This window comes from Ruegeria sp. Ofav3-42, from assembly GCF_022347725.1.
Taxonomy (GTDB): Bacteria; Pseudomonadota; Alphaproteobacteria; order Rhodobacterales; family Rhodobacteraceae; genus Ruegeria.
This window is the reverse complement of the sequence record NZ_JAKRGB010000004.1, coordinates 276154-298135: the sequence shown is the minus strand read 5'-3', so window position 1 is coordinate 298135 and position 21982 is coordinate 276154. Positions and strand designations below refer to the sequence as shown.

At 55.9% G+C, this 21982-nt stretch carries 20 protein-coding genes; 15 read left to right on the top strand and 5 right to left on the bottom strand.

From position 1 onward, the window contains the following. Positions 1–703 precede the first annotated feature (703 nt). From MHN28_RS09095 to MHN28_RS09065, 7 genes are all read left to right on the top strand, one after another. Positions 704–1015, top strand: a complete 312-nt coding sequence (locus tag MHN28_RS09095; protein ID WP_239338156.1) for a radical SAM protein — start codon at positions 704–706, stop codon at positions 1013–1015. Next, positions 1005–1523 (top strand): hypothetical protein, encoded by a 519-nt coding sequence (locus MHN28_RS09090; protein WP_239338153.1) that lies wholly within the window; start codon positions 1005–1007, stop codon positions 1521–1523. The genes MHN28_RS09095 and MHN28_RS09090 overlap by 11 nt, the downstream gene beginning before the upstream one ends. 83 nt (positions 1524–1606) lie before the next feature. Further along, entirely contained in the window at positions 1607–3739 is a 2133-nt protein-coding gene (locus MHN28_RS09085) for a hypothetical protein (RefSeq protein WP_239338150.1), read from the top strand. A 76-nt stretch (positions 3740–3815) separates the two neighbouring features. Continuing rightward, positions 3816–4139 (top strand): hypothetical protein, encoded by a 324-nt coding sequence (locus MHN28_RS09080; RefSeq protein WP_239338148.1) that lies wholly within the window; start codon positions 3816–3818, stop codon positions 4137–4139. Between the two features lie 14 nt (positions 4140–4153). After that, positions 4154–5227: a glycosyltransferase gene (locus MHN28_RS09075; protein WP_239338146.1), complete on the top strand. Its 1074-nt coding sequence runs from the start codon at positions 4154–4156 to the stop codon at positions 5225–5227. Further along, the gene (locus MHN28_RS09070; protein ID WP_239338144.1) at positions 5224–7290 is read left to right on the top strand and encodes a glycosyltransferase; all 2067 of its coding nucleotides are present in this window, start codon (positions 5224–5226) and stop codon (positions 7288–7290) included. The genes MHN28_RS09075 and MHN28_RS09070 overlap by 4 nt, the downstream gene beginning before the upstream one ends. Beyond that, positions 7287–7721, top strand: coding sequence for a hypothetical protein (locus tag MHN28_RS09065; protein WP_239338142.1), 435 nt, complete (start codon positions 7287–7289; stop codon positions 7719–7721). The genes MHN28_RS09070 and MHN28_RS09065 overlap by 4 nt, the downstream gene beginning before the upstream one ends. 79 nt (positions 7722–7800) lie before the next feature. Here MHN28_RS09065 and MHN28_RS09060 read toward each other — a convergent pair whose 3' ends face one another. Beyond that, the gene (locus MHN28_RS09060) at positions 7801–8397 is read right to left on the bottom strand and encodes a GNAT family N-acetyltransferase (RefSeq protein ID WP_239338140.1); all 597 of its coding nucleotides are present in this window, start codon (positions 8395–8397) and stop codon (positions 7801–7803) included. 208 nt (positions 8398–8605) lie between these two features. On the opposite strand from MHN28_RS09060, the gene MHN28_RS09055 reads away from it, so the two are divergent. From MHN28_RS09055 to MHN28_RS09035, 5 genes are all read left to right on the top strand, one after another. Beyond that, a complete protein-coding gene (locus MHN28_RS09055) occupies positions 8606–10297 on the top strand; it encodes a thiamine pyrophosphate-binding protein (RefSeq protein WP_239338138.1) in 1692 nt (563 codons plus the stop codon). A gap of 10 nt (positions 10298–10307) precedes the next feature. Next, entirely contained in the window at positions 10308–10778 is a 471-nt protein-coding gene (locus MHN28_RS09050; protein ID WP_239338136.1) for a putative molybdenum carrier protein, read from the top strand. A 105-nt stretch (positions 10779–10883) separates the two neighbouring features. Continuing rightward, the gene (locus tag MHN28_RS09045; protein ID WP_239338134.1) at positions 10884–11558 is read left to right on the top strand and encodes a response regulator transcription factor; all 675 of its coding nucleotides are present in this window, start codon (positions 10884–10886) and stop codon (positions 11556–11558) included. Positions 11559–11612: 54 nt separating this feature from the next. Beyond that, entirely contained in the window at positions 11613–12782 is a 1170-nt protein-coding gene (locus MHN28_RS09040; protein WP_239338132.1) for an FIST N-terminal domain-containing protein, read from the top strand. A 3-nt stretch (positions 12783–12785) separates the two neighbouring features. Next, the gene (locus MHN28_RS09035) at positions 12786–14990 is read left to right on the top strand and encodes a PAS-domain containing protein (protein ID WP_239338129.1); all 2205 of its coding nucleotides are present in this window, start codon (positions 12786–12788) and stop codon (positions 14988–14990) included. Positions 14991–15013: 23 nt separating this feature from the next. Here MHN28_RS09035 and MHN28_RS09030 read toward each other — a convergent pair whose 3' ends face one another. Genes MHN28_RS09030 through MHN28_RS09015 form a run of 4 tightly spaced genes read right to left on the bottom strand, consistent with a single transcriptional unit; the run spans position 15014 to position 18979 of the window. Next, positions 15014–15793: an SDR family oxidoreductase gene (locus MHN28_RS09030; protein WP_239338126.1), complete on the bottom strand. Its 780-nt coding sequence runs from the start codon at positions 15791–15793 to the stop codon at positions 15014–15016. Beyond that, positions 15790–16728 carry an SDR family oxidoreductase gene (locus MHN28_RS09025; protein ID WP_239338123.1) on the bottom strand — a complete coding sequence of 313 codons (939 nt, stop codon included), beginning with the start codon at positions 16726–16728 and terminating at the stop codon, positions 15790–15792. The genes MHN28_RS09030 and MHN28_RS09025 overlap by 4 nt, the downstream gene beginning before the upstream one ends. Then, a complete protein-coding gene (locus MHN28_RS09020; protein WP_239338121.1) occupies positions 16713–17627 on the bottom strand; it encodes a bile acid:sodium symporter family protein in 915 nt (304 codons plus the stop codon). The genes MHN28_RS09025 and MHN28_RS09020 overlap by 16 nt, the downstream gene beginning before the upstream one ends. Then, the gene (locus MHN28_RS09015) at positions 17624–18979 is read right to left on the bottom strand and encodes an NAD(P)/FAD-dependent oxidoreductase (RefSeq protein WP_239338119.1); all 1356 of its coding nucleotides are present in this window, start codon (positions 18977–18979) and stop codon (positions 17624–17626) included. The genes MHN28_RS09020 and MHN28_RS09015 overlap by 4 nt, the downstream gene beginning before the upstream one ends. 68 nt (positions 18980–19047) lie before the next feature. On the opposite strand from MHN28_RS09015, the gene MHN28_RS09010 reads away from it, so the two are divergent. The 3 genes from MHN28_RS09010 (at position 19048) to MHN28_RS09000 (ending at position 21975) form a co-directional block, all read left to right on the top strand. Further along, the gene (locus MHN28_RS09010) at positions 19048–19728 is read left to right on the top strand and encodes a TetR/AcrR family transcriptional regulator (protein WP_239338117.1); all 681 of its coding nucleotides are present in this window, start codon (positions 19048–19050) and stop codon (positions 19726–19728) included. 187 nt (positions 19729–19915) lie between these two features. Beyond that, the gene (locus MHN28_RS09005) at positions 19916–21196 is read left to right on the top strand and encodes a hypothetical protein (RefSeq protein ID WP_239338115.1); all 1281 of its coding nucleotides are present in this window, start codon (positions 19916–19918) and stop codon (positions 21194–21196) included. After that, the gene (locus MHN28_RS09000; protein ID WP_239338114.1) at positions 21193–21975 is read left to right on the top strand and encodes a hypothetical protein; all 783 of its coding nucleotides are present in this window, start codon (positions 21193–21195) and stop codon (positions 21973–21975) included. Before MHN28_RS09005 ends, MHN28_RS09000 begins: the two co-directional genes overlap by 4 nt. Positions 21976–21982 lie beyond the last annotated feature (7 nt).

The following is a 21982-nucleotide window of genomic DNA, read 5'->3' as shown; positions in this document are numbered from 1 at the left end:
CTTTCCGCAGTTATTTGTGCGCCATGATTTCAATCTGTTAGGCACAGTAGTGCACAGGGGATGTCCATCTCTGCACACCATCAGACCTGCAGCCAATCAGCTCAGCTCCAACTCCTTGTCAGGGCCTGAAGCAAAGAGCAAAAACCATTGTCACCTAAGTTATCTGTGGCGGGCAGTCGACCATGAGGGTGAGGTGCTGGATACTGCGGCGACCACGGCGACAGAGAGGTCGCGATCAGCAGGCTGTCTCGAAGTGTGGAATTCCGCGTGAACCTTGCCCGGTGCTTGCGACCAGGATCGGTTGTTGAGCACCCGCCTCTTTCAACATTTGACGCAGTCTCGGTACCTCCAAAAAACCAACCTGGTTGGTTTGCCACAAGTCGATTGGAATTTTCCGGAAAACACGCAGATTTGCCTGAAAGTGCATACTGGCATACAGGGCGGGAAACAAAATTCTCTATTCCGGCGTTTGGGTTTTGACCTATGTGAGTTGTTCTGGCCTGAAATGCTGAGATGCGTGCGGGCCCATTAGATATGGCAGCAGGCTCTAAAATCTTGCGGCAACAATCTTGCGGCAACAGAGACCGGACAAGACGGCGGGCAACCGCGCGACAGGTCGGCTCAACCAATCCTCCAACCAGTTTGAGCAGGTGCGCTTCTGAAGTGGTCATTTGACAATACCAAAAGGGTAGCTGACCCACTGATGGTGGCGCAAACGCACCATGTGCAGTGGATCGAGCACGCAGAAGATAAACACAAAAACGTGGTTTTGGTCGACTGGATGCTCGGCAATCGCTGCAACTACGCGTGCAGCTACTGCCCGCCGGCACTGCATGATAGCACGAGGGGCTGGCAAAGCCTTGAATTTGTGGTCGGCATGATCGAAGCCTTGCGGGAACATTATCAGGCCGGAATGGGAAGTCGTGTGTGGCTGCAGCTGACTGGCGGTGAACCGACACTTCACCCAAAAATCAAAGAGATACTGGGTGCCGCCCGCGCACGATATGAAGGTTAGCCTGATTTCAAACGGGTCACGAACCGAGCGGTTCTGGCAGGCCATGCGTGACAAGCTGGATTCTCTGATCCTAACGTTTCATCTTGATGTCGCCCGCAAGCTTGACTCGGATTTTTCGTATTTTGCAATCGTGAAGAAACCGTTGCGCGTTGGGTTTGGCAGCGCGCTGACCCCTATTGCGAAGCGCAGATTGGCAAGATGCAGGAAAGGATGTCGAAGCCGCACGGCCTCAAAAGGAAAGCTGCGGCATCCGCGCGGGTTCATGGCGCGCGAGAACCCGAACGGGACCCGCGAGATCATTCGCCCTAATCCGCATACACCGCGCAGTGATTTGGCGGGGCAGGTTGGGTCTGCTCACGCCACAATTGCCCAGACGAATAGTCTGTTACCCGGCTTAAAACAGGCAATCTGCCGTCTGACTGAATCAGTGCGGATTTCATGCGAGGCACTGGCTTACTTGTTTTCGAAGGGCCAATTTTTTATACTCGGCAGCGTATTTATTTTTTGAATTTACGATGTTCACGAGTGTATTTGGTTCGCCCGATTTGCAACAGCGCAGAGCATGTTTCGGCGACCAGTTCGGGGGTATTAATGACAAAGGCCAGCGACCCAACAGCTCGACCTGAAGTTGCCAAAAAAGACGCTGATCAAGTGTCCGATCTCTATGATTTTGTAAAGTCTCCTGAGTGGCAGGAGGTGCTTGAAAACGCTCGGAAACAGCGGGCAGTCAACCAAGCAGCGCGCAAAAAGAAGGCACAGGCAGCGCAGCAGCCAGAAAAAGGCCGCAGTAAAGCCGGTCACTCAACCGCCAGAGCGAAGTCACCAAAAGAGCCAAACAAAGGGTCGATCCAGCCAGAAGTGGCCAGCAAGCTGGGTGATGCGGCCGGTGCCGGTCGTACCGGTGAGTCGGTGCAAAAACCCACTCAAGCGCAGGATGGCGACCAGAATGTGAAAGCCAGCGGCAAAGTGGCCGGAACAGCCGGTGCTTCTTTGGGTGCCCGGAACCAGAACAGAAAACGTAATCTCGCAGATCAGAGCAACCTTGAGCACCCGCAGCCAGCGCCGGGTCAGGATACGGTTCACGAGACTCAGGAAGACCAAAGCGATCAGGCAGCCTCAGAGCCTAATTCGAAACCGTCCGCAGACGCGGTTGCTGATCGCCTGCGCAAAACTCTATTTAAAAGATCGGCCGATCAGAAAAGAACCCGCCGCAAAATGAGGCTGGGTCCGGTCGCTGTCGGGTGCGCCATTGGAGTGGCGGCTTCGTCTTCGGTGTTTCTTGTTCTTTCCGAATGGACCCCGTCCGGCCCGACCGAAAGTGCCGGTTTGGCGAGTGAAAACACCGAGGTGACCAGTATCGCGTCACGGCAAGATACAGAGTTTGATCAGTCTGATGGGTTGCAATCTGAGTTGCCCAGGGTTGCGGACGGTCAAGCCGTTCTGCCCGCAACCGGGTCCGACACGTCATTACACTCGTTTTCACCTGACACCGACCCGGTTGACCCTTCGGAAACAGAAAGTCTTGTTTCCTTGACGCAACCTTTGTCCGGATCGGCAGAAAGTGAGGGGGGGGTCGAGCCGGACTTGTTACGGTTGGCCCCTAACGTCCAGTCATTTGTACCAACACTTGCTCAACCACCGCTGACGATAAATCTGATAAGCTATCGTCCGAGGGCGGACTTGAATTTGGGATTTGTTCGGTTTCAAACCACGCCAGAGATTTTCGGAACGTCCGTCGCATTGCTTGAGGAGGCTGTGGCTGCCACCGTTTCGATAGAGCCCACAGCTGAATTGACCGCAGTAGCCCCACGGCGTGCGCCCATCGTTCCAACGCAGCCCGACGCGATCGTTAATGCGGGGTCCAAAGTGACCGGTGAAGTGGCCGCAGCAATTCCGAAACAAGCCAGCGCCTATCAGCCGGAAAAACGCGGTTCAAATGTCCGCGAGACCAGCGCTGTGCTTTCGCTGCCTGAAGTCATGGCCGCTCTTGAAATCGAAGAACCGCCTGCGGTGCGGGTTTTGATCGATCCAAACGCAAGTGGATTGAGGACCGTATCAATAGAGCCCATGGAACAACCTGAAGAAACAGGCCTTCCCCCGGTGATCACGGAACCAAAACAAGCTAAGCCGCAGTCGGAAAAACCGGATTCACCGATCCTGTCGGCGACGTTGGTGCCGCCGGATACGTCCGCGCCATCAGATGTCTCGGAGCCGTTGGAAACACTGGCGCCAGATACACCTGTGCCGTCAGAACCATCTGATACCGTCGAACGTACGGCATTGCTTGATGATCCAATCGAGCCTTCGGAACCGGCCCCTGTTAGCGGGCAGGCGGCATTCCGGCTGTATGCGCCCAACAGCCTTTCAGCGGATACGGTGAATTCCGTTGTGACGACTCTGACGACGACCGGGCATGAGCTCAGCGGGACGGCGCGCGTAGGGTTCGGGATAAGCCAATCCAACGTCCGCTTCTATCATAAGCAGGACGAGGCGACAGCCGCAGCTCTTGCGCAAGATGCCGGTGCCTTGCTGCGGGACTTCACCGGGGCGGCAACCAAAACTCCAAGCGGGATCATAGAGTTGTGGTTGGCTGGCAAAGGGTCCGGCGGAGTTGCGGTTCAGCGAACAGCGAAACGAAGCCGCGCCAAAGCACCAGCCGCCAACCGTGTAAACCGTTTGAGAAGTCAGGTTCTTAGCAAACTTAAGAATGCGACGAACCAATGACCGTGTTTTTGGAGTATAATACGAAAGACTGAGTCTTTTCTGTGCAGTGTTAACAATTTTAACCGGGTTTCCAAAGATGACTGATAGACGACTTATTGGAATAGTTACTGCCCTATTGTTTTTAACTTCAACGCAGAGCGCGCGTGCCGAAATTACGCTTGAGCATCTGCTCGCAATAGATCAGTTGCTGTCGACCAATGACATTCAGGCGCTTTATTCATACCTTGAGAAGAACCCGGATTTGTTGACGGGCGAGGATGAATTGTCGCTTGAGCTCAGAAGTTTTCACGAGGCTGCATCTGTTGGCGATCTGGATTTCAGCTATTCCACTAGTGCGCCAGCCAACACGGATAACGCGCTCAATGAAAACTCATCCTTCGCAAACTCTGTGCAGCACTGACACCGATGTCCGGAATGTCTGCTTTCAGGCGGTCGAACTCTCCAAAGATCGCCTATGTCATTGAGCCACGTTTTTCTGGAGGAACATCAGCAGCTGTGGCTGCAGAGTTGCCAGTCGCGGCGGAATTCGGACAAGTCGTTGTTCACGCGATCACGTCCAGAACATTTGGCGAAAACCAGCATGTCTCGCCGGTATTGCGCAAGGTGCTGGACGATTTGCAAATCCCACTTGTTTGGGACGCGCCCTTTATAAGTGCGGATTTCGTGTTTTTGCACAACCCGTCCTTCTTGAAGTTTCAGGACACGTTGGGCACAAAGATTATTGCACGGTATCTGTTCGTGATCACGCACGAGAATTTCCTGCGTCCGGGTGGGGAAGAGGGGTTCGACGTCTCAACCTGTTTGAGCCAGATTGAAGTCTCAACGATTTCTCTCAGGAAAACGCTGGCACCGATTTCGCCGTATAACCGAAAGGCCGTCGTCAACTGGCTGACCACGTCTCGAATGGCGCGGTATTGGGATGTTCTTGACTGCGACTGGTTCAATATTTGTCAGACTGATTTGAGTACTCCTTGCGAAACTCCCCAAGATCGTCGGGGGCGGCATTCACGACCCGGGTTCGAAAAGTTTCCTGCGATTGCCGATCTAGACGCCTGTTTTCCGAAGCATTCTCAGTGCAATGTTATACTCGGAGCAGACGCTTTGTTAGAGGCGCGCGTTCTTCGCGCACATTGGAACCTGCTTCCCTTTGATGCCATAAGTGTGGAAGAGTTCTTTGGAATGATTGACTTTTTCGTATATTTTACGGCGCCTACCTGGCAGGAAAGCTTTGGGCGCGTTGTCGCCGAGGCACTTGCCGCCGGCAAGGTGGTTCTGGCGAACCCTGACACGGGCGCGACGTTCGGTGATGCCGTCCTGACCTGTCGACCGGCTGACGTTGACGCAATCATATCCGATCTTATCGACCATCCGCACAGATATCATGAGCAGGTATCCAGGGCCCAATCGGCGCTTGATCGTTTTTCTGCAGGGAATTTCAGGGCGATGCTGTCCAGCATTCTATCCGCTGACAGCGGGGTACTTACATGATCTACGTCGAAGCTGGCACGCGCTCGTTACGTTCGTTTGATGCGCAGTTGATCTTTGCCGAGCAACTCTCGGCGCGCGGATACAATGTGTGCATAGATGCCGAGTATTTGCCGGAAAATGCGGGCCGCGGCAGGATTTATGACGCGGCTAAGTTTCTTGTTGATCCGGCGGAACATACTGCGGAAACCGTGTTTGTTCTGGGTGCCGAGGAAATCGACGACGCGCTTCTTGCATCGCTCAGGAAAAAGCAACTCGGCCCGGGCGTTCCTGTGATTGCGACGGGTCGCTTTGTGACCCAGCAAAGCTATATCGGTGCCAAAGCGCGGCTGGCTTATGCGCTTGGGCGCGAAGCCAAGGTCATCAACCTGACCGATTTTCAGCCACGGTCGTTGATGCCGTCAAGCGTAAGCCCTTTGGTTGCAGATATTCGGCCAGTTTCTCGGCGGCCCGAGAGGGAAATGCCGAACGTGACGGTCGTTCTGGGATCAATGGAGTTGGACAACCCCGAGACCCTGTCCTGCTTTTCGCGGATGAGCAGTCAGGGGGGTTATAACCTGAAGCTGATTGTAAGCGGGACACAGAACGATGCGATCAAAGCGTCGCCGTTCCACGATTTACCCACCTATCTTTATACCGGGCTTTCTCCACTGACCTTGGCGAACACGACCGACATTCTTGCGATGTTCGGCCATGGCATCGCCGGTGTACGTATGGCCGCGTTCGCGGTCGAACTGATCGCGGCTGGTGGAGTTGCAATAGACTGCACCGAGGATGAGGTCCTCACGTCGTCGGGCGCGCCCGCCTTGTTGGGGCCAAAGACCCCATTCGCATTGGATGCGTACTTGATTGGCAAGGTCATTGGAAATACGCCTCAAATCTCGGATCAGGCGTCAAAATCTCAGTGGCTGCATACTGTAGACATCTCGCGGCTGGAAACTGCGGCAGGTCTAAAGCGCAAAAGGCGCGGGCCGGTGCGGACGAAACCCAGAACCTTGTTTTTTCCGACGAACGGGGTTGGGCTGGGTCACGCGCAACGGAGCACTGTCATCGCCAAGGAACTGCCGGACACGGTATCCACGATTTTCGCAGCATTCCCCAGCTGTGTCCCGCTTGTTCGCCGTGAAGGCATCGATTGCGTTCCGTTGGTGCAGCGTCCCGACACAAAGTCCAATTCCGATGGCAATGATATTCTGACCTATCGGCGACTTGGCGCGACGCTTCAGGAAAACGACACGCTGGTTTTTGACGGCGGCTATGTCTTCGATTCCGTTTACCGCGTGATCCGCGAACGCAGGTTATCGGCGGTATGGGTTCGGCGGGGCCTGTGGCCCGAGGGCCGGTCAAGGCAAACCATGCTCCGCCGTGAGGGTGTTTTTGATCAGGTCATCGTGCCCTCCGAGGCGTTTGAAGAACTGAACGACGCATACAGCTACGGCGATCATGTACATTACGTCGGCCCGATCGTGCGCCAGGTCGAGCAGTCAGCGGAAGAGAATGAAAAGCTCAGGGCGCGGCTTGCGGATCGGTTTGGGCGCGAGTTCAGTCAGTTGGTGGTCAGCATGCTGGGCGGCGGCGTGGCGTCGGACAGATCCGCGCAATTGCAGGCAATTTCCGGCATGCTCGAGGCCCGGCCCGACTGTCTGCATCTGGTCGTTACCTGGCCCGGAAGCGCGGTTCAGCCCGCTGCGTTTGGTTGGAAAAACACCCATGTCGTACAGACGCTGGAGGCTATAAAGCTCTGTATGGCCGCGGATCTGGTCATTTCCGCAGCGGGATACAATTCCGTGCTTGAGATGCTTTATCACAAAATCCCGGCGATCTTCATCCCGCAATCAGCGCCATATCTGGACGATCAGACACGGCGTGCAATGGCTTTGGCAGAACGTGACCTGTGCGCCATGATCACCGAAAGGGAGTTCATGAAGCTTGAGCGGACAGTATCGGAATGGCTGGATCACGATTGTGCAGAGGTCTACCGTTCCGCATTAAGCAAAATCGAACTGCCAGAAACGGGGGCTTCCAGAGCAGCTGAATTGTTAACAAAGGCTGGGTACAGAAAATGACAGATAACGTATGGTTCGACATCCTCAGCCGCGCGTCACCAAATCGGCCTGTACCTCTGGACGATCTGGTCAATGAAAGCCATGCTTCACAACCGTGCGGGAAGGTCATATTTCCCCAAATGGATCTGACCCCGTCCGCCGCCCTCTGGGAACGCGAACCGGGCGGACCCATACATATCGGTGTCCGGATTATTGAGCCGCCTGAAGCCCCGTATAGCGTGGCCAGGCTCCTCGCTTCCGCCGCAATGGAGCGGGACGTTTATCCGGTCATCCTAAGCCGGGTCGACTATTGCGGGTTCGAACGGTTTGGCTTTCGTGTCGAACGCATCCCGGACAAGCCGGCGGCTGCCGAGGCCGCCGAAGAAGAGATCAGAAAGTACTGGGACCTCGCAATTATTATCGACGGGCATGAAATTGGACTTCTGAGCTAGCAAGCCCTTGGGGCGTGTGACCATCACATATTTCAAGAATTGCCTGGGGCGCTTTTTACCAGATAAGGCCCCGGCCGTTTCACTGTTCGAGGCGCCATTTTAGGTTGGTCTTCACCGTTGGCCATTCGGACTGAATGATCGAATACACGGCAGTATCGCGAACAGTGCCATTCGCCATGATCATGTTGGATCGCAATATCCCGTCAAGCTTGGCCCCCAGCCTTTCAATTGCGCGACGGCTTTGAGCATTTAGAAAATGCGTTCTGAATTCGACGCAGATGCAGCCGAGTTCTTCAAAAGCGTGCTGAAGCAACAGCAGCTTGCACTCGGTGTTCAGAGGAGTTCTTTGAACCGATTTTCGATACCAGGTCGATCCTATTTCCAAACGACGATTTGCAGCGTCGATATTCATATAGGTCGTCATCCCGACGGCCCGTCCTGAGGCCCGTTCGATCACCGCGAAAGGAAACATTGAACCTGCATAACGCAGAGCCAGTCGGCGTTCGATTTCTGCGGGGACGTCTTCTGGTTTCGGTACCGTCGTATACCAAAGGCGGTGAAGCGCGCCGTCAGCGGCGGCCTCGGACAGATCGGCATGATGGCGTTCGGCCAGAGGTTCGACCAAGGCGTGTTGCCCTTGTACGGAAAACGGTTCTATCCAGCCGGTGTTGTTCATCAGGTCTCGTATCCTCAATTTGTTCGGCCAAACGAGGGGGCCGGCTCAATCACTCTAAAGCGAAACGCAAAGAGTGCCAGACACAGAATCCAGTGGTCACGGGTTGGACATAGCGGGAGCCAAACCGATTCAGAAATTTTGAAAACCCGACGTTTGCCAATAAGATGCGCAAATATCTTCTTGCGAAATTTATTGTGGGGAACGTGTTATGACCTCAGGACATTGGACGGTTGGCTCGTATTTGGCGAAGCGACTGCATGAGGCGGGGATCGCAGATTACTTTGTGGTACCCGGAGATTACAATCTGGTGTTGCTTGACGAACTGCTTGGCAACACGGACATGCAGATGGTCAGTTGCTGTAACGAGCTGAACGCCGGATACGCTGCGGACGGGTATGCGCGGGCAACCGGGGGGCCTTCGGCGGCGGTTGTCACCTATTCCGTAGGTGGATTAAGCCTGCTGAACGCGGTGGCAGGGGCTTATGCCGAAGACCTTCCATTAATCGCGATTTCAGGTGGACCGAACACCAACTCTGAGGCCGAATGGGAGTACCTGCACCACACGTTGGGCGAGGTCGACTATGGCTATCAGCGCGACATGTTTGCGCGCGTTACGGCCGAAGCGGTCATAATTCATCATCCATCATTGGCACCCGTCGCGATTGACCGGGCAATAGACACCGCAATGTTGCGCCGAAAGCCGGTCTATATCGAAATAGCCTCGAACATTGCCGGCGCGCCTACATCCGCGCCCATTCCCCGAAGCTTTGCAAGGCAATCGACCAGCGACGGCAATACGCTGGTCGCCGCAGTTGAACAAGTTTCCGCTTTTCTTAATGCCGCTGAACGGCCCGTGTTGGTCGCAGGCAGCAAGATCCGCGCGGGTCAGGCCGAACAGTCGCTGCGCGGTCTGGCCAAAGCGTGTGAATATGCGCAGGCTTCGATGCCCAATGCGAAAAGCTTCCTGTCCGAAGAAGACGACAACTTTATGGGCATCTATTGGGGTCCTGTCAGCACGCCGGGCTGTGGTGAGATTGTGGATGCCGCAGATGGGTTGCTGTTTGTCGGTCCCGTTTTCACCGATTACACAACGACCGGCCACCAGTTGGGCTTCAATCCCGGCAAGGCGGTCATGGTTCACCCGACATCGGTTCAACTGGGAGAGACACATTTCAGCAACGTCCGCATGGACGAGTTTCTGAATGCGTTGGCCGAAAAACTGACGCCGAACAACAGTGCGATCACGGCCTTTGAGAGGGTCAGGACCGAACAAAACGCACCCGAGCCCGGCGCTGCAGAAACGCCCGTTACGGTTCGACAGCTATTCGCCCGAATTCAGGGGATGTTGGATGGCAACAGTACACTGCTCGTGGAAACAGGGGATTCCTGGTTTAACGGGATGGAGACCAACTTGCCCGATGGCGCGCGTTTCGAGATTCAGATGCAGTACGGGTCTATCGGCTGGTCTGTTGGTGCTTCGCTGGGTTACGCGCTGGGCAGAGGTAATCGCCGGTTGATATCGTGCATCGGCGATGGGTCGTTTCAGTTAACGGCGCAGGAAATCTCAACAATGATCCGGTATGACGCAAAGCCGATTATTTTCCTGATCAACAATGGCGGTTACACGATCGAAGTCGAAATCCACGACGGCCCGTACAACACGATCAAGAATTGGGATTACGCAGGTTTGATCGATGTATTCGGCGCTGGCGAAGGAAATGCCTGGGGATGCCGTGTCGCGACGGAAGGCGAGTTGGATGCTGCCATCAAAACGGCGCAAGGACATGACGGTTTGTGTCTGATCGAGGTTTTGATCGACCGCGACGATTGCAACGTCAACCTGTTGCGGTGGGGCAATCAGGTCGCGCGGAACAACGGTCGGGCCAATCGATGCAGGTAAGGAGTTCTTCGTGAAGATCGTTACTGGCGGACAAACTGGTGTCGATCTGGCTGCGTTGCAATTCGCGCTTGAGAACGACATTCCCTACGGCGGTTGGGTGCCCAAAGGGCGTACGAACGAAGATGGCCAAATTCCGGGATGGTTCACCGGGTTGGTCGAAACGTCGCCTGAAGATGTCAGTGAACGGACAAAGCTGAATGTCCGGGACAGCGATGCCTTGCTGGTGTTTCAGGACGGGGCGATCAGCCCGGGCACTCAGTTGACCATCGAATTTGCTCAAGAGATTGGAAAACCTCATTTGGTCGTTGACCTTCGGAAGGGCACAGATGCCTGCGCGCGTCAGGTGCGATCCTGGCTCATGTCCCGCCCTGACGTGGTGTTGAATATTGCGGGACCGAGGAGTTCCGAGGCGCCTCAGATCGGATCAAAAGTGACGGCTGTATTGAAACGGTCTATCGAAACCAAGGGTGGGGCAACCTAGACGGGCATGTGATCTTCTTTTACGACTTTCCGCCAGTAGGCGCGGTTCCATTCGGTTGCTAGGATTGATTAGGGTGTGGCAACTTGATTGCAAAGGCCAGATTTCATGCTTGCAAAAAATGCCGGACAAAGCGATTTCGACAAGGTTTTGATCGTCGACGATCATCCTCTGTTCTGTGACGCATTGTCGATGACGCTGCAAAGCGTAGCCAATATTGGCGAAATCCACACCGCCGACAGGCTTGAAAACGCGATTGGGCTGATTGCCAATGGGCTTAAGCCTGACGCGGTCATACTGGATCTGAATTTGCCGGACGTAGACGGGCTTGAGGGGTTGGTTCGTCTGAAGTCTGCGATCAACGCGCCGGTCATTGTGGTGTCATCGATTTCCGAAAACCGCGTGGTCAGCCAGGTGATCCATGCCGGAGCTTCCGGCTACGTGCCAAAACACAGCCAGCGCGACGTGTTTCGTATTGCCTTTGAAACGGTCTGTTCCGGCAATGTCTTCATACCAGACGGCTATGTGTTGATCGACGATGAAGACAACGACCATAACGACGCTGTCAATCGGCTTGCCACTTTGACAAATCAGCAATCGCGCATCCTGCAACTGATCTGCGAAGGCAAGCTGAATAAACAAATTGCGTTCGACCTGTCCATTGCGGAAACTACGGTAAAGGCTCATGTGACCGCGATTATGCGTAAGCTAGGCGTGCAGAGCCGCACTCAGGCTGTCCTGATCGCCAAGAAAGCGTCCCTTGCCAGCGTCTTGCAAGAGTAAGCCTGGGCACCATATCCTATGGAGACGTCGCGCTTTTTTAGGGAGGAAGGCACGATGAACCAAGCAACCGGGTGGGCAACAGCCACCGCCCGCACGTCAGGTATCGTCAAAACGGGATTTGTACATTGTGACACGGATCAGGCGATAGCAAAGCTAGCCGGATCTTTAGGCGAAGACGCCTTGTCATTGGTCGTTCTATTTGTAAGCCCCAGCGCGGACGCTGCGGCCGTTATTGCCGAGGCTAAGTCAATCTTTGCGCCGACGCCTGTGGTCGGATGTACCACGGCGGGAGAGCTTGCCGATTGCGGTTATGGCGAAGATCAGATCGTCGCCATTGGTCTTCCAAGCTCACATTTCGAGACGCGGACTCTGCTGGTTCCCGACCTTGGGGATTTTTCGGCACAGGAAATCATCGACCAGATGATCCGTAATCGTAATGACATGGCAGTGACTGCGACGGATTGGAAGCACGAGTTTACCTTTTTGATGATCGACGGAATGTCGATGAAAGAGGATGCGCTGACGTCGGAGCTGGCCATCGGTTTGGGACCTGTGCCCCTGTTTGGGGGGTCCGCCGGTGACGGGACCCGATTTGGCAGCACCTTTGTGTTGAACGACGGTCAGGCTATGGAGAATGCGGCGATCCTAACTCAGGTACGCACGCGCTGTCCGATCAAGGTGTTCAAGACAGATCACTTGGTTCCGACGGCTCGTCGCATGGTGGTGACCAAAGCCGACCCCGCACGGCGCATTGTGCAGGAAATCAACGCTGAACCCGCCGCCCGTGAGTATGCCCGAGTCCTCGGCAAAGACCCCGAGCAACTGACGACGTTCACATTTGCGGCGCACCCGGTGGTGGTACAGATCGGCGGGGAGCATCATGTGCGAGCCATACAGCGGGTCGCCGGAAATGGTGATCTGGTGTTTTTCTCGGCGATTGATGAGGGGCTGGTTCTGACATTGGCGGAACCGCGGGACATGGCCATGCATCTCACAGAAGAAATCGCGGCCCTGACGCAGGATATGCGTCCGGACACGATCCTTGGTTGCGATTGCATCCTGCGTCGTCTGGAAGCGCAGGAAAAGCAAAAGACCGGCGAGATATCCCGCCTTCTGTCCGCAAATCACGTGATTGGGTTTTCGACATACGGCGAACAGTACAACTCGATCCATGTGAACCAGACGCTGACCGGAGTGGCGATCTATCCGCCGGAAGAGGGGTAGGCGATGATAGAATCCCTTACCGATCCGAATGATCCCCTTGATCGCCAGAATGAGAAGCTGCTGAAAATCGTGGCGGCATTGATGCGCCGGGTCGAGGAATCTACCGATGCCTCTGGCGCGGCCTATGCCCAGTTCCAGCGGGCCGCAGTGCTGGAACAGGAAGTGCGGGCGCGCACGGATGACCTTGAGCGCGCACTAGAGTTGCTGAACGACTCGAACGCCCGTCTGGCCAAAGCCAATCAGGAAACCGAAGCAGCGCGGGCAGACCTCACGAACGCAATCGAGGCCGTGCAAGAGGGTTTTGCGCTGTTCAATCTCGATGAGGAGCTGGTGCTGTGTAACAGCCGATTTGGCCTGCATATGCCGGACATCCAGAACCGGCTTATCCCCGGTTTGCGCTTTACCGAATATGTGGAACTGGTCAGCCAGTCCAAGTTTCTGTCGCTTCCTGATGCGGTTGCACCACAAGATTGGGTGCTGCGTCGGATGGCACGCCATGCGGACGATCACGTGGTCTTTAACGTCCGCCTAAGCTGCAACCGTTGGATGCAAGTGTCCGAGCACCGCACGCCGAATGGCGGAACCGTGATCCTGCAGACGGATATCTCTGACATCATGCGGCTCGAGCGTCAGGAAAGGGACCGCATCCTTGACGACAAGGCCCGGCTGATCCGCGCGACGCTGGAACATATTGATCAGGGGGTTTGCATATTCGACAGCAAGCTACGTCTGGTCGGGTGGAACAACCGGGCCAGCGAACTGCTGGCCATTCCCAACTCGCAATTCCAGATGGGGGCGCAGTTTCAGACTCTGTTCAACCGCCTGAGCGCGACCATTCGTTTTGAGGGCGGCGTGACAGATGCTGATCTGCTGGCCTGGGTCAATTGCTCCACCGATCGTCCGCCGTTGCAGTTTCAGATGCACAGTGGTCGTACCAAGATTTTGTCAGTCTTCGCGCAGGAAATGCCGGATAGGGGCTTTGTGATCTCTTTCACCGATATCACGGCCGAACGTCAATCGGCGCAGGCCTTGTACGAGGCCAAGGAGCTTTTGGAACAGCGCGTTGCGTCCCGCACTATGGAACTGGCCGATGCGTTGAACGAGGCAGAACGCGCCAACGCATCGAAATCGCGGTTTGTCGCAGCAGCCAGCCATGATCTGCTTCAGCCGCTTTCAGCTGCCAAACTCTATGTTGCAACACTCGGCGGTGGTTTAGATGAGGCCGAGGCAAGCGCAGTCGCAGCAAAGGCGGAAAGCGCGCTCAATAGTGTAGAGCACATTCTTGAAGCGCTGCTTGATATATCGAAACTGGATTCCGGACGGGCATCCGTGCATCTGTCATCAGTCTTGGTCGGGGAGCTTTTTTCACAGCTCGAAGACGCATTCAGACCGGTTGCACAAGCCAAGGGGCTTGAGCTGCGGTTTGTCGGTACCGAGGCGGCGGTCAGAAGTGATGCAAGCTATTTGCGGCGCATTCTTCAGAACTTGCTGTCGAATGCGATCCGGTACACGGAAGCCGGTAAGGTTTTGGTCGGTGTAAGGCGAAAGAACAACGTGTTCGCGATCCATGTTTGGGATACCGGAATCGGCATCGCCGACGATCAACAAGATATTGTTTTTCAGGAGTTTAAACGCCTCCACTCTGACGCGAGTGCGGCTGACGGTATGGGGCTGGGTCTTGCCATCGTGGAGCGGGCCTGCGGTTTGCTGAAACACCCCATCCAACTGCGGTCGGAATTGGGTCGCGGATCCGGATTTTCGATTGAAGTTCCATCGGCCGAGGAGACTGGCACCAAACAAAGCAGCGGCATTGCGGCGAAGAAATCCAACTCGGAGGTGCTGCGGACAACAGTCGCTTTGCTGATCGAAAACGATGACAACCTGCGGGCGGCACTGAGCATGACCATGGAGGCATGGGGCGTTCAGGTTCTTGAAACAGCAAGCACAGAAAAGGCGGCCGAGCTTCTGCGCGAGATCGGGATTTTGCCGGATGTCGTAATCGCTGACTACCAGTTGAGCGACGGAAAGGCAGGAACCGATGCCATTGCTGACCTAACGCGCGAATTTGGCCATCTGCCCGGGTGCATCATCTCAGCGAACCGGTCGCCTGAACTGGCTACATACTGCAAGAAAGCGGGTCTTCCGCTTTTGCATAAGCCGATTGATGCGCAGATGCTGAAGTCAGCTCTTGAGACAGCAGTCGGTTGACCGGTTTGGGGCACCGCAAAGGGTCAGGAGGGCCGCTTTTCGCCAACCGTGCGCATCATCTGTCGAAAGTAGAAATCCGGGGCCAGACGGTTAAGCAGGTTGGCAATACGCGCGACACGGCCGACAGGGATGTAATCCTTGCCACGCTGGAACCCGCGCAGAATGACCTGCGCTGCGGCTTCGGGTTCCATGTAATCAATTCCGTCTGAGGCGGAGCCGGGGCGAACAAACCCGTTGCCCGCCGCATCGGGTCGGCCAATGTTCGTCGCTACAAACGACGGCGTCGCGATGGATACACGAACCCCGTGGGAAGTTTCCTCAGCCCTAAGGGATTTGAAGAACCCTTCCATCGCATGTTTGCTTGCCGCATATGCGGTGCGATGGATTAAGGGGGCGAAGCCGGCAACAGATGATATCGCCAGATGTGTTCCATTGGATTTTCTGACCGGCATTAAAAAATTCTGGGCGCAGCTTACGGCGGCGAAATAGTTGATCTCGAAAAGGTTTCTATGCGAGTCCAAATCGCTATCGGAAAATGCGGATATCTGAGACACCCCTGCATTGTAGATGACAAGGTCTATTGAATCCCTTGAGCTTATGATCCGGGCACAAGTCTCTTCGCACTGGTCGGGGTGGGTCAGATCACAGGCATAGACGCTCACGTCATCGATATCGGCAAGCGCGTCAAGTTCCGGGCCCGCCAGGTCTATCAATGCCGTGTGCCAGCCCTGATCCCGCAGCGCGCTGGACAGGGCGCGGCCCAGACCGCCGGCTCCGCCAGTGATGACAGCAGTTGGTTTCATTGGGCGGCCTCCCACCAGCGTTTGAATGCTTCGGCGCTTGTGAGTTTGGGGTGATAGCCGAACACGCCTTTCAGCGCGGCGTTGTTCAGAACCGGGCGGTACAGCAGAAAGCGCACCTGTTCCGGTCCGTACCGGGAAAGTCCAAGAGGGTGGGCAATCGACAATACCGCCCGGACCAGCGCTGGCGGCAGCCAACGAACGGTCTTGTCCATCTGAGACGCGATCTGAGATACCGTCAGTGCGCCATCGCCTGCGACGTTGAAAACCCCCGCGGGGCCGTCGGTTGCGGCACGAACAAGGATATCGGCCAGATCCTCGTCCCAGATGAACACAAATGGGCTATCGGACCCTTTCAGGCCAAGCAGGCGGGGTTTGTGAAACAGGGCCGTGATCTGGTTTTCAACCTTGGCTCCTAAAACCGTACCAACCCGCAGAACGACCTGTTCCAGATCGGGTGCCTCGGTCCTTGCCTCTGCCAACATCTCTTCGACCAGACGCTTGTGCCAGGAATAGGCGAACTCCTGATTGCCCCTTATCGCGTCCGTCTCGCGCAGGGGGATCGGGTTGTCGGCATGGTATCCGTAGGCCGCGCCTGATGACGTTACAATGAGGCGTCGCACTCCGGCTACTATCGCTGCATCCAGCACATTTCGGGTGCCTTCGACGTCGACCTGATACTCGGATTCTCTGGTCGAGTTCGGCCCGGGCGTCACGATAGACGCAAGATGCACGATGATGTCCGGAGCCTCGGACAGGATGACGTTCAGAGGGTCGTTGCCTGTAACATCCATTTTCAGGAAGCGGGCGTTTTCCGGCAGGTTATCGGGTTCGCGAATGTCAGTTGCGAGGACTTTGATGTCTGGGCAGGCACCCAGTCGTTGCAGAAGGGCGGTCCCAACGGCACCAGCGGCGCCGGTAATCAAGATGTTGCGCATTCCGGTACCTCCCGTCTTGCGAAGAACGCGGCAAGCGCCAGCCCCGAGATTGCGTGCCAGATGCCCCAAAGAGCAGCGGCAATGGCCATCCCGCCAAGCCCTCCGAAAAAGGCGAAGATCAGGATCAAGCCAAGGCCGGAATTTTGTATCCCGGTCTCAATGGTGACAGACCGGCGGTCCCGTTCCGACAGGTTGGCCGCCGTTGCGGTAAGATACCCGCCCGTAAACGCCAGAGCGTTGTGGAGGATAACAATTCCGATGATTGCAGTGGCAAAGCGCTGGAAGTTTTCCCAATTTGCTGCGAACGCGACAATTATGAACGTCACGAAAATCCCCATGGATAACCATTGCATGGGGCGACGGATTTTGTCTGCGAAGCGCCTAAATCTCGCGTTGACCAACATCCCGATGATCAGGGGCAGGATGAGCATAAAGCCAACAGTGATAGCCACTGCCATTGGGTCGATCTCAGTCCGCTGGAGAATTTCGCGCGTCGGGCCATACAGGTTTCCCCAAAGCGCAATATTGGCCGGTGTTACGACAATCGCGGCAACGGTTGCGAAGGCTGTCATAGACACAGATAGGGCAACGTTGCCGCCCGCGCGATGCGTCATGAAATTCGAGATATTTCCGCCCGGACAAGCCGCAACAAGGATGAGACCCATTGCAACAGACGGCATTGGGTTGACTGCAAGAAGCATCAGGAAGGTTATGGCCGGAAGAACCAGAAACTGGGATGCTAGGCCCACGAGCAGAGGTTTCGGTCCGCGCAGGATGCGGCGGAAATCATCAATCCGCAGATCCAGTGCGATCGAGAACATGACGATGGCAAGGATGGCATTGAGCAACCGCAAGTTCCCCGCGTCGAAGTTCAGCACGACGTCATCTATGCCGCTCATGGCTGCGCGGCCTTCAGCGCGGCGATCTGCCCGGTAACTTCACCCCGGTAGGTCGCTTTGTCGACGTAGTAGGCCATGCGGGGCAGGTCGATATAGTTCATGCCGCCTGTCGCGCGCTCGTAGTTTTCGGATTTGGTCGCGCGGATGGCTTTTGCGGCGGTGTTGCCGGACTTCAACCCGGCGATGTAACGGGCGACCATCTCGGCTTGTTCATGGCGTCCTTGCCAGCCGAGGCCAGATGCTTCGACCATTCCCAGAACGAACAAGTCATCGCGATCAGGGTGCATACAGTTGAGGTAAAGATGCGGTGCGTCGCCTTGCCAGTTCAGCAGCGTCTTGTCGATGAACGGATAATGCAGCTTGTACCCTGTTGCAGCCAAGACCATGTCGTATTCGGCACTGGTGCCATCACGGAAGTGCACCGTCTTGCCGTCGAACCGTTCAACGTCGGATCGCACTTTCAAATCGCCATGCCCCGCGTGGAACAGGATGAGCGAGTTGACCACGGGGTGGGATTCATAAAGTGCGTAGTCCGGTTTTGGGAACCCATACTTTTGCGGATCGCCTATGAACCATTTCAGGATTGTGCCGTCGACCTTTCGCTTAAGCCACATGGGCAGTTTGATTTTGCCGCCCATGGTGTCAGCGGGCATGCCGAAAACGTATTTGGGAACGAAATAGTACCCCCTGCGCATCGAGATTTCGCAGGACTGGCCGTGGTGAATGGCGTCTACAGCAATGTCACAGCCCGAGTTGCCGGCCCCGATAACCAGCACACGTTTGCCCGTGAACTGCGTCGGGTAACGGTAGTCCGAGGCGTGGATGAGCTCTCCTGTGAACTCACCCTGAAATTCAGGCATGTTGGGTTCGGACAACGTGCCGTTTGCGATCAGAACGCCTGCAAACGTCTGGCAGTGTTCGGCGCCGGTTTTATCCCGCCAGCTTACCTCCCAACCGCCGTCGTCCAGAGGCGTCGTGCTCAGGACCTCGGCACCAAAGTGAAAGTGTTGATACAGGTCGAAGGCGTTTGCGAAGTCTCGAAAGTATGTCTTCAATTCGCGGTGCGACGGATATTCCGCCGTTTTTTCCAACATCGGAAAATCGGCGAATTCGGTCATCTTTTTAGAGGAAATGAGATGGGCGGTCTCGTACATCGTAGATCGTGGTGCATCGATGTTCCAAAGGCCACCCACATCATCTGCCAGTTCAAATCCCTGAAATGGCACTCCCTGCTCGATAAGTGTTTTTGCCATCGCCAGTCCCATGGGACCGGCTCCGATCAGAGCAAAACACTCTTCTGGGCGGGCCTTTACCGTGACCGGCTGGCCCGCTCCTACCTGAACCTGTTCCATGCGCCTCTCCTCCTGCGACACTATTTATCTTGAACGATCGTTCGAAATAAGGCAAATTAGTTTTTGAAATGGCACAACACGCTGTAAAAGAGAGAAAAAGAGCGCCTTCGCAGCGATCCGTCGCTGCACGAGAGCGCATACTTGACGCTGCGGAACTGGTGTTCGCCGAGCTGGGATTCGAAGGTGCATCGATTCGCGACATTGCAGAGCGCGCGCAGGTTCAGAAGGCCAATGTGAATTTCCACGGCGGCCCAAAAGACGAGCTGTTCGAGCGCATCGTTGCACGTCGCGCCAATGAGCTGTCGCAAGAACGTCTTAAGGCAATCAGCCGACTGGATGAGCAAGGAGCATGGGATGCCGGAAACCTGATCGCGGCATTCATGATGCCTTTGTTGACCCGCGCTTTCGGTGGAGACCGGCAATGGCTGGCTTATGCGCGGATCGTGGCCATTGTGTCAGCTGATGTGCGCTGGCATGCGTTGGCGAAGGCCCACTTTGACCCTGTAGCATCGCTGGTCGTAAAAAAGCTGTGCACTCGGTACCCCGAGGCTGACCCTGCGCGCGTTGCCGGAGCTTTGGTGTTCTCGGTGTCGTCCATGCTGGCCCTTTGCACATCCGAATGGCGGATTTCAGCGCTTTCCGGACCTCGCAGCAAACCGGACTCGGAAGGCATGATCCAGAACCTGCTGGCATTTTGCCAGGCTGGTTTTGCCGCCAGTTTGAAGCGACCCAATGGCGCTATGGACTAGATCGGTTTTGATCGTTTCACAAACTGTCGGTCAGTCGATATTGGGTTTTGCAATGAAGACGCCGTACTCGGTGTCTTCGTTCAATCAATCCCCTCAAATTGAAGTTACAGGTCACACCATATCAATTGTACCTGTGCGCTATTATCTTGTGATTAACCAAGATTAACGATTTGGAGCGTGGGGTGACATGACAGAGAAAAAGGACCGCCTGACGGCCGAAGAAGCGAAGGGGCTGCGGACGGCCAAGGAACTTGAGGGGCATCTGGCGTGGCTGGACACGTTCACACCTGCCGCTTTGGGTGTGTTGGCAATTGCCTCAGGGATTTACACCTACCTCGGTGTCTCATCGCTGCTGGAAGATAACGGTGCTGTCTCGTTTTTCGCGGCTGTCGCCTATTCCATCGCAGTATCCGTCGGCATCTTTGTGTTCTGGAGCTACATGCTGCGCCTGCTACCTTCGATGCGCACCGCCAGCGGCTTCATTGGATTGACGATCTCCACCATAGTCGGCTCGGTTGCCATCATTGCCATGTCCAGTTGGTTGAACGCGGCTGCTTTGGCCGGGGCTGCCGCCGTCGAACAGCACCTGGAAAACACGGTGCGCGACTATCAGGCCGCACTGGAACAGGCCCATGATATTGCTCTGAGCGGGCAAGCGCTTGGCCGCGAAGTCGAACGCGCACGCCAGAGTTTCGAGGAACTGGCCGAGCTTGAACAGTCCGGTGATCTGTCCGGAACCGCTGGGCGCGGTGCTGTGTTCCGCGTTTTGACCCAAAAGGCCGAAGAGTTGCGCAATCTGGAAGAACAGATCGCCAACCAGCAACCGTTGATCGAAGACGCGTTTCAGCAGGGCAACGAGATCCTCGCCAGAATGCGGGAACTTACTGTGGCCCCTGGACCAGTTGACCGTCGTTCCGTCCAGTTCTCCGAGGAAAGCGTCAAGCTTGCCGGGGTGATCTCGCGCTTGAACCAGTACAATGTGGCACCTCTTGTCGCGCGTGCGGCGCAGGATCTGCCGTCCTCGGTCGTGCTACCTGAACTGGATGGGCGCAGTTCAGAAGTCCGTGACGCGCAGTCGTCGACCATCAACTCAGTCCTGAATGCGTTGGATCAGCGTGGTCAAACGCTCAGGAATGCCGCCGATGAGGTCTTGGACATCGAGCCCCCGATCGAGACGGCTTACAATCCGATTTCCAGCGCGGATGCGGTTATCAAGTATGCCCACAATTTTGTCCCATCTTGGGCCGGAGCCATCGCTATCGATCTTCTTCCTGCAGTTCTTGTGTTCGTTTTGGCGATCACGCAGGCCGCCATTCGGAGCGGGAAAGACGGCATGAGCATCGAAGACACCCTGACTCTGTCCGACCTGCGGGCGGCGATGAACGCCATGAAGGATGTCGAGGCGACAATGGGGGTTGCGGATGCCGCGATCCTTGATCGCACAACGCCGAACAAAGACGAAACATGAAGGGTTTCCTATCCAAAATAGATATGCGCAATGGGCTGCGATATGTGCTGGTGCTGCAGCTGGTCATTGCAGGTATCCTTATCCTGACGGACGTGTCAGAGGTGGTGCAAAACCCGTTCAGGCAGCGGGTTGCGCTGCCGACCGGTCCCGTCTCACCAGGCGATCAGCGCCGCGAGTACCGGACCGACCGCACCGACCCAACGTTGCTGCCCCAAGATCAGCCGCTGGACCTACCCGTGCCGGAGAACTTCCCAACGCGGTTGGATTTTTCCGAACAAATGGTCGACGACTTTGGCCGGGTGCTCCTTGTAACGGGCCAGATCGATAAGGGTGACGCGGATCGGTTCGAAACCTACCTGTCTGAGATGCAGGACCAACCCGATCTTGTGGCGTTGCACAGCCCCGGTGGCACCGTTTCCGAGGCGTTGTCGATTGGAAGGCAGATCCGCACGGCTGGACTGTCTTCGGCTGTCCTGACCGGCTCTGTTTGCATGTCCGCCTGTCCCTACATTCTGGCGGGTGGAGCGGAACGGATCGTGTCCCTGCAGGGTATCGTCGGTATGCATCAACACTACTATGAGCAACCGCGCCTGATCCCGGTCGTTTTTGCCGTCGAGAACATCCAGAAAGGCCAGGGCGAGACAATGCAGCATTTGATCGATATGGATATCGATCCTGCACTGATGCTGTATTCGTTGAACACGCCGCCCGACCAGATCTATGCATTGGTTGAGGAAGAGCTGGTAGATACCCGCATTGCGACGCAAATCGTGGACTGAATGGCAG